General features: G+C 42.2%; 14 protein-coding genes. 9 read left to right on the plus strand and 5 right to left on the minus strand.

What is annotated here, in order from left to right:
* Positions 1–110 precede the first annotated feature (110 nt).
* On the plus strand, positions 111–1,337 hold the full coding sequence (locus ASE55_RS12640) for an aminotransferase class I/II-fold pyridoxal phosphate-dependent enzyme (protein WP_056220160.1): 1,227 nt from the start codon (positions 111–113) through the stop codon (positions 1,335–1,337).
* 33 nt (positions 1,338–1,370) lie between these two features.
* Here the strand turns inward: ASE55_RS12640 and ASE55_RS12645 are convergent, their stop codons facing one another.
* The 3 genes from ASE55_RS12645 to ASE55_RS12655 form a co-directional block, all read right to left on the minus strand.
* Positions 1,371–2,375 (minus strand): glycosyltransferase, encoded by a 1,005-nt coding sequence (locus ASE55_RS12645; RefSeq protein WP_056220228.1) that lies wholly within the window; start codon positions 2,373–2,375, stop codon positions 1,371–1,373.
* Positions 2,376–2,520: 145 nt separating this feature from the next.
* A complete protein-coding gene (locus tag ASE55_RS12650; RefSeq protein WP_056220163.1) occupies positions 2,521–2,919 on the minus strand; it encodes a hypothetical protein in 399 nt (132 codons plus the stop codon).
* A gap of 59 nt (positions 2,920–2,978) precedes the next feature.
* The gene (locus ASE55_RS12655) at positions 2,979–4,142 is read right to left on the minus strand and encodes a class I SAM-dependent RNA methyltransferase (protein WP_056220166.1); all 1,164 of its coding nucleotides are present in this window, start codon (positions 4,140–4,142) and stop codon (positions 2,979–2,981) included.
* A gap of 135 nt (positions 4,143–4,277) precedes the next feature.
* On the opposite strand from ASE55_RS12655, the gene ASE55_RS12660 reads away from it, so the two are divergent.
* Positions 4,278–5,003, plus strand: a complete 726-nt coding sequence (locus ASE55_RS12660) for a class I SAM-dependent methyltransferase (RefSeq protein WP_056220169.1) — start codon at positions 4,278–4,280, stop codon at positions 5,001–5,003.
* Positions 5,003–5,731 (plus strand): ZIP family metal transporter, encoded by a 729-nt coding sequence (locus tag ASE55_RS12665; protein ID WP_056220231.1) that lies wholly within the window; start codon positions 5,003–5,005, stop codon positions 5,729–5,731. Before ASE55_RS12660 ends, ASE55_RS12665 begins: the two co-directional genes overlap by 1 nt.
* 80 nt (positions 5,732–5,811) lie before the next feature.
* On the opposite strand, the gene ASE55_RS12670 is transcribed toward ASE55_RS12665, so the two are convergent.
* Positions 5,812–7,194, minus strand: coding sequence for an OmpP1/FadL family transporter (locus ASE55_RS12670; protein WP_082474527.1), 1,383 nt, complete (start codon positions 7,192–7,194; stop codon positions 5,812–5,814).
* Positions 7,195–7,247: 53 nt separating this feature from the next.
* Positions 7,248–8,330 (minus strand): hypothetical protein, encoded by a 1,083-nt coding sequence (locus tag ASE55_RS20145; RefSeq protein WP_056220176.1) that lies wholly within the window; start codon positions 8,328–8,330, stop codon positions 7,248–7,250.
* Between the two features lie 144 nt (positions 8,331–8,474).
* On the opposite strand from ASE55_RS20145, the gene proS reads away from it, so the two are divergent.
* From proS to ASE55_RS12705, 6 genes are all read left to right on the plus strand, one after another.
* Positions 8,475–9,950 (plus strand): proline--tRNA ligase, encoded by a 1,476-nt coding sequence (gene proS / locus ASE55_RS12680; RefSeq protein WP_056220179.1) that lies wholly within the window; start codon positions 8,475–8,477, stop codon positions 9,948–9,950.
* Between the two features lie 126 nt (positions 9,951–10,076).
* Positions 10,077–11,375, plus strand: a complete 1,299-nt coding sequence (locus ASE55_RS12685) for an OmpA family protein (protein WP_056220182.1) — start codon at positions 10,077–10,079, stop codon at positions 11,373–11,375.
* A gap of 110 nt (positions 11,376–11,485) precedes the next feature.
* Positions 11,486–12,820 (plus strand): Nramp family divalent metal transporter, encoded by a 1,335-nt coding sequence (locus ASE55_RS12690; protein ID WP_056220184.1) that lies wholly within the window; start codon positions 11,486–11,488, stop codon positions 12,818–12,820.
* A 292-nt stretch (positions 12,821–13,112) separates the two neighbouring features.
* The gene (locus ASE55_RS12695) at positions 13,113–13,649 is read left to right on the plus strand and encodes a nucleotide exchange factor GrpE (protein WP_056220186.1); all 537 of its coding nucleotides are present in this window, start codon (positions 13,113–13,115) and stop codon (positions 13,647–13,649) included.
* An 80-nt stretch (positions 13,650–13,729) separates the two neighbouring features.
* Positions 13,730–14,854, plus strand: coding sequence for a molecular chaperone DnaJ (gene dnaJ / locus ASE55_RS12700; protein ID WP_056220188.1), 1,125 nt, complete (start codon positions 13,730–13,732; stop codon positions 14,852–14,854).
* 76 nt (positions 14,855–14,930) lie between these two features.
* Positions 14,931–15,143: a hypothetical protein gene (locus tag ASE55_RS12705; protein WP_056220191.1), complete on the plus strand. Its 213-nt coding sequence runs from the start codon at positions 14,931–14,933 to the stop codon at positions 15,141–15,143.
* Positions 15,144–15,146: the final 3 nt, after the last annotated feature.

A 15,146-nucleotide genomic window follows, 5' to 3' on the forward strand; every position in this document is an offset into this window, starting at 1 on the left:
CTTTTTTTCTACTAAATTAAAATATAATAGATTTATATTCCTATAATTACGATTTGTGTTGTAAAGAATAAGCAGTTCATTGAAATTTACCCCGTAAAAATCTAAAGCTTATGAGAGAATTTAATGCAGCCAATGAAATTCAGGATTTACAGTACTTCGGTGAATTCGGCGGGGTGAACCCTTCCATTTCAGACAGTTCCACGTATACGTTCCTTTCTGCAAAAACCATGTTTGATACCTTTGAAGGCAATGCGGAAGGATGTTATCTGTATTCAAGACACTCATCACCCATGAACCTGTACCTTTCCGAAGCTTTGGCAAAATTAGAAAATACAGAAGCGGCAAATGTTACCGCATCGGGAATGGGTGCCATTACTTCTGTGCTGATGCAGGTCTGCAAAAGCGGAGACCACATCATTTCCAGCAGAACCATCTACGGCGGAACCTATGCTTTTATGAAGAACTTCCTTCCGTCTTTTCAGATCAATACCACTTTTTTGGATATCAATAATTTTGAATCGGTAGAAAAAGCGATACAGCCCAATACCAAAGTGATCTACTGCGAAAGCGTGAGCAATCCGCTTCTTGAAGTAGCCGACCTGAGAACCCTGTCTGCCCTGTGTAAAAAGCATAACATCAAACTGATTATAGACAATACTTTTTCACCGTTATCCATTTCGCCGGCGTTGCTGGGAGCAGATATTGTAATCCATTCCCTAACCAAATTCATTAACGGAAGCAGCGATACCGTCGGCGGCGTATACTGCGGAACCCAGGAATTCATCAACGACACCAAAAATGTAAATACCGGAGCCTGTATGCTCTTAGGCCCTACCATGGACAGCCTCCGTTCTTCAAGCATTCTGAAGAACCTGAGAACGCTTCACATCAGGATGAAACAGCACAGCCATAATGCGATGTATCTGGCAGAGAGATTTGAAAATGACGGCTTAAAAGTTTCTTATCCCGGATTATCTTCCCACAAAAACCATGAGCTGATGAAAAGCATGATGCATGAAGAATATGGCTTTGGCGGACTGCTGACTTTAGATGCCGGGACTACGGATAAAGCCAATGAGCTGATGGAGCTGATGCAGCAGGAAAACCTGGGTTATCTTGCGGTAAGCCTGGGCTTTTATAAAACACTGTTCTCCTGTTCGGGAAGTTCTACCTCTTCTGAGATCCCTGAAGAAGAACGCGCCGCGATGGGAATTTCAGACGGGCTGATCCGGTTTTCCATCGGCCTGGACCATGATATCCGGCGAACCTACGAAAAGATGAAAGAATGCATGCTGAAAACAGGCATTCTCAACCATGAGACCATCTCTATATCGTGATTATTCAGGAGCTGTTGTAAATTCAACAGCTTTTTATTTTTTATGGAAATGGGTCGGGAAAGCTTCTTCAGGTTTCATTCTGAAGACATTCAGTAAAATCCAGGATTTCAAGAAACCGTACCCGTAAGAAAACATCTGGATATAGGTGGAAATAACAGCCATCCCTGCAATACTGACGTTCTTGGTAACCCATAAAGCATGAAACAGCACCATGAAAGTATACAGTCCGTAAAAAGCAAGGATCAGCCCTCTCCCCATGATAAAATACTCCAGAAAGCCCATAAGATAGCCTAGTAAAAACAGCGTGGGAAAAGCAAATGAAATTTTTACATATTCGGGATGCCTTTGGTTAAGGATCGGCCTTGCGCAGCCGAACTGGTAGATCTGTTTTGAAAACTTCCCGAAATCTACCCTCCGTTTATGATAGACGGCAATATCATCAAAAAAAGCAGTGGTATAGCCGTTTTCCCAAAGGGTCATGGACAGGTCCGGATCTTCTCCGATCCTCATTTCCAAAAAGCCGCCTACTGCATTAAAGACTTCTTTCTTCACACCCATGTTGAAACTCCGCGGCTGAAATTTTGATACTGCCTTTTTATTACCACGGATTCCGCCTGTGGTAAATACCGAAGTCATGGAATAGGAAATCGCCTTCTGCATCAGGTTAAACCCTTTATGGGCCTTATCTGCTCCGCCGAAAGCATCGCATGGAATCTGAAGGATGTCTTTCCTGATATTTCCGATATAATCTGTTTCTACAATTACATCACTGTCTACAAAAACCAGCCATTCGTTCTTTGCCCTTCTGGCTCCGTAATTCCTCGACAGCCCCGGCCCGGAATTATCTTTCCTGAAATATTGGATCTCCAATACTTCTTCAAAGTTCCGGATGGTCGGTTTTAAATCAATCAGCGAACCGTCATCTACTATAAGGATTTCAAACTCTTTGTCTGTCTGGGCCGTAAGTGAATTCAGGAGTTCAAAAAGTTCGTCTTTACGGTTAAATATAGCAACGATAATGGAGATGGTAGGATTCAAATCTGAAAATTTTTCAAAATTAATTATTCGCGGAGGATTGCGCAAACATGTTTTGTATTAATTGAACGGAAAGCGCAACAAAATAGTACATCCATTTAATTACAGGAGTTACTTATTGATGGTCCCACGTTCGGGAAATTGATAATCAGACAAATATTCCCGATTTAAAATAAACACACAAAACAACGGAAATAAAAAATAAAACCGCCGAACCACTGAACAGCAGCCATTGAAAAACACTTTTAAAATAATATTTTTCCAGGGTATATAAAATAAAGAACAATACCAGTGAAATTGCGAGTCCGATTAAAGAAGTGACGGTAAGCGTCTGAGCATAATTTTCAGGAGGCAACGGGTTTTTAAAAACAAAAAACAGCAATACGGCAGAAACCAGAAGCAATACTGAACTTAATTTTTCAGTAAAATATTTCGATTTCTTTTTGATTTTAACTTTTTTATCATCGCTTACGTCTGATGAGAAACTGCCGACAAAACTCAGGACATCAGCAACCGATTCAAAAATCTCAAAAAAATTCCAGGACATAATTTTAATTTTGGATCAAAATAAAAACCTTCCGTTAAAGGAAGGCTGTTATTGATTCATTACTGATTCTCCAGTTTATGTACTTTCTTGGTCCCTTCATACATCTCATACTGTAAAAACCTCGTTTCCAGCTTTCCGTTGAACAGCTTGATTTTTCTTGACGGGCGGAGACCGATTTTTTTCACGGCTTCCAGGTCAGAAGAAATGAGCCAAGCCAGTGTATTCGGGTAATGGGTTTTAAACGTGTCTCCTATCTTTTTATAAAAATCATCGTCATTGATAGAGATTCTTTCGTCATAAGGCGGATTGAAAACCATCAGCAAAGGGAAAAGCTCTTTTTTGGATTCAAAGAAATCCTGTTTTTTCAGCTCAATCACATCTTCCATTTCGGCTGCTTCAATGTTGGTTCTTGCGGCATTCAGCATTCTGGCATCAATATCATACCCTACAATTTTACCGGCAAATTCTTTAATCCTGCCGATTCTTACTTCCTTGATTTTCGTAAACAGTTCAGCATCGTAATTTTTCCAGTTCTGGAAAGCAAATCTTTTCCTGAAAATCTGTGCCGGAAGATCCAGCGCAATCATGGCCGCTTCAATCAGAAGTGTCCCCGAACCGCACATCGGATCCAGGAAATTCCCTTTTCCGTCCCAGCCTGCCAGATGAAGCATTCCGCTTGCCAACACTTCATTAATCGGTGCTTCGCCCTGCTCTTTCCTGTAGCCTCTTTTAAACAGCGCATCACCGGAAGAATCCAGAGAGATCGTCACCAGTTCCCTGTCGATATGCAGGTGAAATTTAATATCCGGGCTTTTAGGTTCTACGTTAGGGCGTCTTTTAAACTTTTCCTGGAAATAATCTACAATGGCATCCTTCATTTTAAGCGTAACAAACTGCGAATGCTTGAAAGTCTCGGAATTCACCGTAGAATCAATCGCAAAAGACTGCTCAACATCCATAAACTGCTCCCATTCCACTTTAAAAAGCTTGTCGTAAAACTGGTGCTGGTTGAATGCTTTAAATTCCATAACCGGAATTAAGATTTTCAGGGCAAGCCGTGAAGAATAATTAATTTTATATAAAAAGCCGAGATCGCCCTCGCAATTAACCGCACGGTTCTTCATTTCTACGTTGCGTCCGCCTAATTTTTTTATTTCTTCTGCCAAAATCTGCTCAAGGCCGAAAAATGTCTTTATCTGAATCTGTAAGTTTTCTGTATTCATAAGTATGTATGCAAAGATATAAATATTTAAAAATTAAAAGATTAGGTATTCTGTTTTTCATTTAATTGAATGTTTCAATCTTCCAATGTTAAATACTTTTTCCTTTTACCGCACAAATTTAGTTATTTTTGCATTATGGAATGGTTTGAATCTTGGTTTGATACCCCTTATTATCATCTGCTTTACAGCAACAGAGACTATACGGAAGCAGAAAGCTTCATCACAAAACTCACTGCAGACCTGCAGCTTCCGCCGGATTCCAGAATTATTGATCTGGCCTGTGGAAAAGGAAGGCACTCTGTTTTTCTCAATCAATCAGGATACAATGTATTAGGTCTGGACCTTTCCAGGCAGAGCATAGAATTTGACAGGCAATTTGAAAACCAGACACTTAAATTTGATGTCCACGACATGAGAAACCCGATTGAGGCAGATCCTGTGGATGCGGTTTTCAATCTTTTTACCAGTTTCGGGTATTTTGATCATGCAGATGACGATAAAAAAGTATTCCAGTCGGTATACAACGTCTTGAAGCCCGGAGGATTCTTTGTCCTGGATTATCTTAATGAGGAATATGTAAGAAAAAATATCATTCCGGAATCTTTTATTGAAAGAGGCGGAATTGAATTTAAAATCTGCAAAAAAATAGAAGGCAGGCATATTGTAAAGGATATTTACTTTGAAGCCGACGGAAAATCCCATCATTTCTTTGAAAAGGTAAAGCTTCATACCTTGGAAACCATCAATTCCTATGCAGCAGACTGTGGATTTGAAAGAATGAAAATCTGGGGCGATTACCAGCTGAATGAGTTTAAAAAAGAAACTTCCCCCCGTTGTATTAATTTATTTAAGAAAAAATGATAACTGTACTTTTACTGATTGCAAGTGTCATTGCCGGCGTATTTCTCGGAAAACATTTCGGAAAAAAAGAAAAGCTCGCAAAAAATTTACTGATCCTCAGTGCAGGATTCCTGATTACCATCTGTTTAAATGAAGTATTTCCACAGGTTTATACCGCTGAGGCGGGCAGCAGCCTGGGTATCTTTGTTATTGCCGGTGTATTGCTGCAGATGGTCCTGGAAGCTCTGACAAAAGGTTTCGAGCATGGCCATGTCCATCATCACAGTGAACATAATATCCTTCCCGTTGCTTTAATGGTCGGGCTTTTCGTGCATGCTTTTATTGAGGGAATTCCTCTGGCGAATGAAGCGCATGAGTTTTCACCATATCTTCTGGGTATTGTATTCCACAATCTCCCGATTTCATTTATTTTAGGTGCCTTTTTATTCAACAGAAAGGGTGAATCCAAATCCGGATCCTCTTATCCTTCATTGCTGATTGTGGTCTTATTCGCACTGGCTTCACCGATGGGAATGCTTCTGGGGAATTATTTCAACCCGGATCTGCAGCCTTATTTCCTTGCCATTGTTGGCGGAATTTTCCTGCACATTTCTTCTGTGATCATTTTTGAAAGCAACAAGAACCATAATATCGACTGGGTAAAAATAGGATTGGTTATCCTTGGGGTTTCTTTGGCTTTAATCCTCCATCTGTTTCATAATCATTCAGCAGTGGGGCATCAACATTAATAATATCATCAGTTTAAAACGTAAAAAAGCTCCGGAAAATTCCGGAGCTTTCTATTTGTAAACTTACTGAGTGTCTGAAATTAAAATTTCCACCCGAATGTAAGAAAGAAATTATTCCTGATATTCTTCACATCTGAAACGGCATAGCCTTCGCTTGCGATCAGACGGTTAGGAGAATAATATCCGTCTTCAAAATCGCTGTTAACCAATCCTCTCAAGAAAGGGTTGCTGTATTTTGAAGTCATGTTCTGATATGCTGCATCAATATAGAATGATCTGAAATCATATCCGATACCAAATGACAACATATTCCTGTCATTAAGAATAAGATTGCTGTAAGAACTTGGATTATCAGATAAGCTTCCGTCATTGTTGAAAGAGTTTACAGAAAGCGCATCGAAAGGACTTGAGGCGTAAGAATAACCTCCTCTCAGCCTGAACTGTTTTATCCTGTATTCTGCACCCAGTTTTAATTCCGACAGATTTTTAGCATCTTCTCTAAAGAAATCATTCAAATCAGTTTCCGCTGCTCCGTATACCTTATATTTCGGCTTGGTTAAACCTAAAGTATAATCAACATTCAAGGAGAAACTTTTATTTGCAATAAACGCAGCACTTACGGTTGCTTTTAACGGTGAAGTCAGTTTTCTGTTCTCAATCCCGTAATCATCACCATAAATAGCATCATTATAAAAATTGTAGCTCCTGTCGATCGTCCAGAACGTAGGTGTTTCCAATGCCGCACCGATCCTGAAGTTCGGGTTCAGCTTCCCGATTACCCCTAATGAAGCGGAAAAACCATTCCCTTTTTCATAGAAAGGCGTATTCTGCTTGCTGAAGTATTCTGAATTACCTGAAGATAAATCATTGAAAATGGTTGTATCCGACTGATCCATTGAAGAGTTAAGGAAATTTAACCCTGCACCGATGTATAAGTTATTGTTATAATTCGCTCCTACACCAAAGCTTGTTTTTGATAAATATCCATACCTGTCATAAGCATGCCTTCCGAGTGAAGAACTTCCGCCATCAGCAAAATCATAAACCAGATTGCTGTTCCCCGGAGTCTCAATATAATTTTCAATAGACTGGTTAGAGTAATTGACCCCGACATTGATAAACTTCCAGGCGCTTTCACTCATCAGCTGAAACGTCATTACCGCACCGATATTCCCGATATCTCCTTTATTGATATTGTATGAATAAGAAGATCCTGCATATGAAGATGTATTTTTATTGCCCATAAGAGACAAAGTTCCCGAGATCTCCCCGGAAATTGCAACCCCCAATCCTGCAGGGTTGGTTAACAGGGCATTGGCATCACCTCCCAATGCTCCGTTAGATCCTGCCATCGCATTAAACTTGGCAGAACCTATGTTTGGAGAAGCTGAATATACATCTACCGTATTCCTTATCACAGAAACATCCTGAGCCTGCGCAAAAAATGCGGCAGAAATACTCATTATTGCTAAAGTTTTTTTTAACATTATTTTTTTGAATAGTTATTAATTTCTAATTATCTGCCACCTCTGAAGCCGCCGCCTCCACCGCCGCCGGATCTGAATCCACCGCCGCCGCTTCCGCCGCCAAAGCCTCCGCCACCGGATCTGAAGCCGCCACCGCTGTTGGAATTATTAAAGCTTCCGTTATTTCTGAATCCGCCGCTGTTGTCATTTCTGAATCCGCTGTCGCTTCTTCTCGGTTGGGATTGATTGTTATAGTTGGGTCTTGTCTGGGTCTGGTTACGGAATCCTCCCTGATTTCTGAAACCACCATTGGTTGTTCCCTGTCTGAAGCCTCCGTTAGATCCTCTGAATCCGCCGTTGGTCCCGTTTCGGAATCCGCCGTTTGTTGTATTACCGTTTCTGAAACCGCCTGTATTGGTATTGCTTCTTCTGAAACCGCTTCCTGAAGCTACCCCGTATTTGTTGGCAAAGCTTCCGTTGTATGAATTAAATCCTCTTCCGCCGGATGCACTTCTTCTGTAGATAGAGTTGTAGTTGCCACCCCAGTATCCGCCGCCGTAACCCCAGCCGCCGTATGGATATCCATAACCGTAAAAGCCGCCCCAGTATGGGTTATAGCTACCCCAATAAGGTGAGTATCCCCAACCCATGTTCCAGCCGCTGCCCCAACCCCAGGAGCCGCCCCAGCCCCATGAAAGTCCGAGACCCCAGCCGCCGCCCCAGCCCCAAGGGCTGTAGCCGCCATACATTCCCCACGGAGATCCCCATGAGCTGTCATAATAATTCGTCTGGCTTCCTGCAAAATTTCCCCAATCGGAGTCCGTTGCAGTAGAGTTCCAGTTATAATTGTTCCAGTCTTCATATCTTCCTTCCCTGGAATTCATTTCTGCGTTCTGTACAACATTTGTATCATCCTGATAGTAATTGTAATCATCCCCTACTCGGTTGCCTCTTTCATTGATGATCACCCCTTCCGGAAGTGTGTCTTTATTCGGGTCGTAGTAAACGCCGTCTGTCTCGCTGTAGCCGCCCATCTGAGCGCCGCAGGATACTAGCAGCAATCCACCGGAGATAGCCAGAATCCCTTTGGATTTCAGCATACCCAGCAAATTTTTATGTATATTTCTTTTCATGATAACGTAAAAATTTTTAAATTAAATTATATTTGCAGTCTGTACCAAAAATGTACCATTCAAGGTTACAAAAAATCTATCAAAAATAGATTTTTATTTTTAGATAACAATAATAGTAAAAAGTTAAAAAAATTTTAAAAGATAATGGCAAAATTAACCTCAAGAAGCGAAGATTACAGCAAGTGGTATAATGAGTTGGTGGTAAAAGCCGACTTAGCTGAAAACTCAGGTGTACGCGGATGCATGGTAATCAAACCTTACGGCTATGCAATCTGGGAGAAAATGCGTGACGAAATGGATAAAAAATTCAAGGAGACCGGTCACGTAAACGCTTATTTCCCGCTGTTCGTGCCCAAAAGCTTATTTGAGGCTGAGGAGAAAAATGCAGAAGGCTTTGCTAAAGAATGTGCCGTTGTTACGCATTACAGGCTGAAAACAGATCCTGACAACCCGTCAAAACTGATTGTGGACCCGGATGCCAAACTGGAAGAGGAGCTGATTGTACGCCCTACGTCCGAAGCAATTATCTGGAATACCTATAAAAACTGGATTCAGTCTTACAGAGACCTGCCGATACTGATCAACCAATGGGCCAACGTTGTGCGTTGGGAAATGAGAACCCGTTTATTCCTGAGGACCGCAGAATTCTTATGGCAGGAAGGCCATACGGCACACGCAACAAAAGACGAGGCTATTGAAGAAGCTGAAAAAATGAATAAGGTATATGCTGATTTTGCAGAGAACTTTATGTCTATGCCTGTAATCCAGGGGCTGAAAACACCTTCTGAAAGATTTGCCGGAGCTGATGAAACCTATTGTATTGAAGCTCTGATGCAGGACGGGAAGGCTCTTCAGGCCGGGACTTCGCACTTTTTAGGACAAAATTTCGCTAAGGCATTTGATGTAAAGTTCACCAATAAGGAAGGGAAAATAGAACATGCGTGGGCAACTTCGTGGGGAACTTCAACACGTCTGATGGGTGCTTTGATTATGACGCATTCTGATGACTTCGGTCTGGTGCTGCCTCCTACCCTGGCTCCGATCCAGGTGGTAATTGTACCGATCTTCAAAGGTGAAGAACAGCTGGCACAGATCAGTGAAGTGGCTCTGGATATCCAGGCTAAGCTGAAAGCGAAAGGCATTTCTGTGAAGTTTGATGATGACACCCATAACAAACCGGGCTGGAAATTTGCAGAATATGAACTGAAAGGGGTTCCTTTAAGAATTGCAATGGGACCAAGGGATCTTGAAAACAAATCTGTGGAAATTGCAAGAAGGGACAACCTGACAAAAGAAGTACGTTCTATCGAAGGGCTTGATTCTTATATCGAAGACCTGTTGAAAACCATCCAGAAAGATCTTTATACCAAAGCTGCCGATTTCAGAAAAAACAACATTACCAAAGTTGACAGCTATGAAGAATTCAAAAAAGTACTGGAGGAAAAAGGAGGTTTTATCTATGCACACTGGGACGGAACCGCTGAAGAAGAAGAGCAGATCAAGGAAGAAACCAAAGCTACCATACGATGTATTCCTTTAGATGATGACATCGAACCGGGTACATCCATGATTTCCGGAAAAGCATCACAAAGAAGGGTTTTATTTGCGAAAGCATATTAAATCTTTATAAATACTATTGAAAAATCTTTAAAAACCCATGTGGTTTTTAAAGATTTTTTGTTTAAAGACGATATTGGACAAGTTTTTGATTCAATGTAAACAACATTAATCTCAAAATAATTTATTATGTCTTTAAACATCATTGATTTAATTAAAGGACAACTGGGGCCCGCCCTGGTATCTCAGGCTGCAGCACAGTTCGGAGAAAGCGAATCGGGTATTTCCAAAGCAATTGGCGGGCTATTGCCGGCTGTTGTAGGAGGACTGGCCAACGATGCTGATAATCCGCGTGTTCTGGATGCCATTACCCGTTCTTCTTCAGACGGAGTTTTGGGAAATCTGCTGGGAGGAACTACCAACAGTTCTGATATTTCCGGTATTGTGTCTTCTATTTTCGGAGATAAATTAAACGGGCTGATCAGTGCTGTGGCAACGTATGCAGGCATCAGCAACAATTCTTCAGGTGCTTTACTGAATGTGGTTACGGCAGCTGCTGTAGGAACTTTGGGAAAATATGCTTCTGACAATAACCTGGACAAGGCAGGAATTTCAAACCTTCTGAAAGAACAGCAGGGAACTGTGGCAGGACTTCTGCCTGCAGGGCTTTCTTTTGCTTCCCTGAGTATGGGCGACTGGGATGCCCGGTATAAATTCGACAATGACCGTGATAAGATCAATATTCCGGCTCATGAAGAGCCTAAGGTAGAGGTAACGAGAAGCACAACGCCTGAGGGAACCTTCCCTGACAGAAAAACCGATGACGGAGGTTCTATCTGGAAATGGCTCCTTCCTCTTCTGCTTTTAATTGCAGCCGCTTATTTTATCTGGCAGCAGTGTGAAAAGAAAGAAACCACCATTACCACCACTCCTACAGATTCCGGGACTGTGAATACCGATACTGCGACAGTAGTTACTCCGGCAAATGCAACAGGAGCAACAGTGGTTGCCTCAAGAACGGATGAAGATATTGATCTGAACGGAACCGCACTGAAAGGCTACCGCGGAGGAATGGAAGACCAGATGATCACTTTCCTGAAATCTGACGGCTATACAAATGCGCAGGGCGATGATGCTTTGAAAACCTGGTATAACTTTGATCACGTAAACTTTAAAATGGGAAGCGCCAATGAACTGGAAGCCGGTTCTGAAGGCCAGCTGCAGAATTTAGTGGCTATCCTTAAAGCATATCCTGATGTTAAGGTTAAAATCGGAGGTTACACGGATAAAACAGGAGATGAAGCCCAGAATATGAAATTATCTGATGACCGGGCGAATTTCATTAAATCATGGTTAGATAAACAGGGTGTGGGATCACAGGTAATAGATGCGGACGGATACGGAAGCGAGTTTGCTACCGTGGACGTATCCGCTACAGATGCAGAAAGAGCTACCGACAGAAGAATGGCGGTAAGATTTGCAAAATAACCTTTCAACATATATCATGAATCCCGGAGATATTTATTTTTCCGGGATTCCCTTTTATAATTTTGTGATTTTTATTTATTTAACTACATTTGTTAGTCATTCCTAACATTATGAATCTGAATTTAAAAAGTGCCTGGCGAAAAGAGAAAACCTCAAATTCTCTTGCAGAAGTTTATTCTTCGGTAAAGATCCCTAAAAACGGCAGCTTTTGGAGAAAGTACCTTGCCTTTGCAGGTCCGGGCCTCATGGTTGCGGTAGGATATATGGACCCCGGAAACTGGGCAACCGATATTGCCGGAGGTGCACAGTTTGGGTATACCTTGCTTTCGGTAATTTTAATTTCCAATATTTTTGCGATGGTACTGCAGCATTTATCCGTAAAACTGGGTGTTGTTGCGGAAAGGGACCTCGCGCAGGCCTGCCGGGACCATTTCGGGCCGAAAACTAATTTTATGCTTTGGGTATTTTGTGAGATTGCCATTGCCGCCTGCGACCTCGCAGAAGTGATCGGTTCTGCCATTGCGCTTAATTTATTATTCCAGATTCCGCTTACCTGGGGAATTGTTATCACGACGGTCGATGTACTGATTATCCTTCTGCTCCAGGCCAAAGGGTTCCGCTGGATCGAAAGTATTGTCGGCGGACTGATCTTCATTATCCTTGCCTGCTTTATTTACGAGCTGGTTATTTCAAAACCGGCAATTAATGAACTGCTTGGAGGGCTGGTTCCTAAAACAGAGATCATCCAAAACCCAGCCATGCTTTATATTGCAATCGGGATCCTGGGGGCTACAGTTATGCCCCACAACCTGTATCTTCACAGCAGTATCGTTCAGACGAGGGATTATACGCGTGACCGGGAAGGAAAAAAAGAAGCGATAAAATTCGCGACACTGGACAGTACGGTTTCCCTTATGCTGGCCTTTTTCATTAACGGTGCCATTTTAATTCTAGCGGCGGCCACTTTCCATATTTCGGGCAATAAGGATGTTGCCGACATTCATGATGCCTATAAGATGCTGACTCCTATCCTGGGAGCTTCCATGGCAAGTATTGTTTTTGCCGTTGCATTACTGGCTTCGGGACAGAATTCTACGCTTACAGGAACGCTTGCCGGACAAATTGTAATGGAAGGATTCCTGAACATTAGGCTGAAACCGTGGCTAAGGCGTTTAATTACCCGGTTGATCGCCGTAATTCCTGCTTTGATCGTCGCGATATTGTACGGTGAGCAGGGCACGACGGAACTTTTGGTTTTAAGCCAGGTTATCCTGTCGATGCAGCTGAGTTTCGCAGTTGTTCCTTTGGTGATGTTTACCAATGACAAAGCCAAGATGGGCGAATTTGTCAACAAGCCTTTTCTTAAAATCTCTGTCTGGGTAATCTCCGTAATCATTATTATTTTAAATCTCTATCTTCTGTACCAGACGTTTTTCGGTGAATAACTAAGTAGATATGAAACTGTACGTAAGTACCTGAGAGCTACTAAAAGGACAGCTACCCTAGCCGTGATAGCAACGGTTACCCCACAGCACGCGATGGAAAAGCATCTGCGCGAGGCGTATGAGTGGATAGCGCGAAACAGCTCCTGATTTCCTTAATTTATCTGTTGATTCATCATCAGTTTTCCTGTCTGGTGTTCATGAAATAGGCCTACAGTACCCTTTTATGCCGAAATGTCCTGATTTTTTATTTGGCAGAATGTTTGTGAATACTAAGGAAAATAAATATTGAATTATGGAAAACCAGGATATCAACGAAGAAAGCATCAATAATCAGGAAGAAACGAATATTCAGAACGAAGCGATATCAGAGGACAAAGTGACAGAAAAACCTTCTGCGGAGGAACTTTTGGCAGAAGAGAAAGACCGTTACATCAGGCTATACGCTGAATTTGAAAACTACAAGAAAAGAACATCAAAAGAGAAGATGGAGTTCTTCCAGTATGCCAATCAGGACATGATGGTTTCTATGCTTGGGGTTTTGGATGATTTTGAAAGGGCTCTGAAAGAAATTGCCAAAAACGGAAACCCTGCCGATCTACAGGGGGTTGAGCTGATCTACAATAAATTCAAAAGCAAACTGACTGAGAAAGGTTTAAAAATCATGGAAGTAAGAGCCGGAGACAGCTTTAACGTAGATTTCCATGAAGCCATTACGCAGATCCCTGCGCCGTCTGAAGATCTGAAAGGTAAGATTGTGGATGTTATTGAAACAGGGTATACCTTAGGTGATAAAGTAATCCGTTTTGCTAAAGTAGTAACAGGAAATTAAAAACATAAGCAATGGATCATCCGTAATAAAAAGTTTCTGAATATTACGGATCGCCCATTACCAATTACTCATACAACAACATGTCAAAAAGAGATTATTACGAGGTTCTTGAGATCAGCAAATCTGCATCGGCCGACGAAATAAAGAAAGCATACCGTAAAATGGCCATTAAATTCCACCCTGATAAGAATCCGGGTGATAAGGAGGCGGAAGATAAGTTCAAGGAAGCGGCAGAAGCTTATGAAGTGCTGAGCGACGAACAGAAGCGTGCACGATACGACCAGTTCGGCCATGCAGGGGTTGGCGGAAACGGCGGCTTCGGTGGCGGCGGTTTCGGCGGTGGCGGAATGAATATGGAGGATATCTTCAGTCAGTTCGGCGACATCTTCGGAGGCGGCGGTTTCGGAGGATTTGGCGGTGGCGGTGGCGGCCGTCAGCAGGTGAAAGGTTCTAATTTAAGAATCCGCATCAAGCTGAATCTTGAAGAAATGGTAAACGGAACCCAGAAAACCATTAAGGTCAGAAAAATGAAGATGGCAGAAGGCGCCACTTCAAAAACCTGTCCTACCTGCGGCGGTTCGGGAGTCCAGTTAAAGGTGATGAATACGATGTTCGGGCAGATGCAGACACAGACAACCTGCGGAACCTGCCAGGGAATCGGTAAAGTAGCAGATAAAATTCCGGCGGGTGCCAATGCACAGGGTCTTATAAAAGATGAAGAGGAAATCTCAATCAACATTCCTGCAGGGGCAAGAGACGGCATCCAGCTTAATGTAAGGGGGAAAGGAAATGACGCGCCTTTCGGAGGCATTCCGGGAGACCTGTTGGTGATTATTGAAGAGGAAATTGACAGAACCATCAAAAGAGAAGGTGATAATCTTCACCAGGAACTGTACATATCATTTGCCGAAGCCGCATTGGGTACCAAAAAAGAAGTACCAACGGTAGGAGGAAAAGTAAAAATCACCATTGATCCGGGAACACAGTCCGGAAAGATTTTAAGACTGGCCGGGAAAGGGCTTCCAAGCATCGACAGCTACGGAAAAGGCGATATGTTCATCCATATTAATGTATGGACCCCGCAGCAGCTTACGAAAGAGCAGAAAGACTTCTTCGAAAAGCAGATGAGCAGCGGAGAAATGGTTGCAGAACCTTCCGGAAAAGAAAAAACATTCTTTGATAAAGTGAAAGATTTATTCAATTAAAAATATAAAGGATTCTTACGGGAATCCTTTTTTATGGAGTGTTTTTCGGTTTAGCTTTGACAGAAATAATCAAGCCATGAAGAAAACCGCATCTGCATTTCTCCTGCTATCATTGATTTGCTGTCAGAATGAAAAGACAACATCACCAGTTGACAAAAATATTGTTGAAAAAGAAAAATACATTTTACCGAACGATCAGTTCCGTAAGGAAATTTTACCGCAGTTGAAATATGAGAATGATCGGGAAAAACTGGCTGTCCTTTGGATTCACTTGATAAGAGGGCGTTGAGTT

This window comes from Chryseobacterium sp. Leaf201, assembly GCF_001421435.1.
Classification (GTDB): domain Bacteria; phylum Bacteroidota; class Bacteroidia; order Flavobacteriales; family Weeksellaceae; genus Chryseobacterium.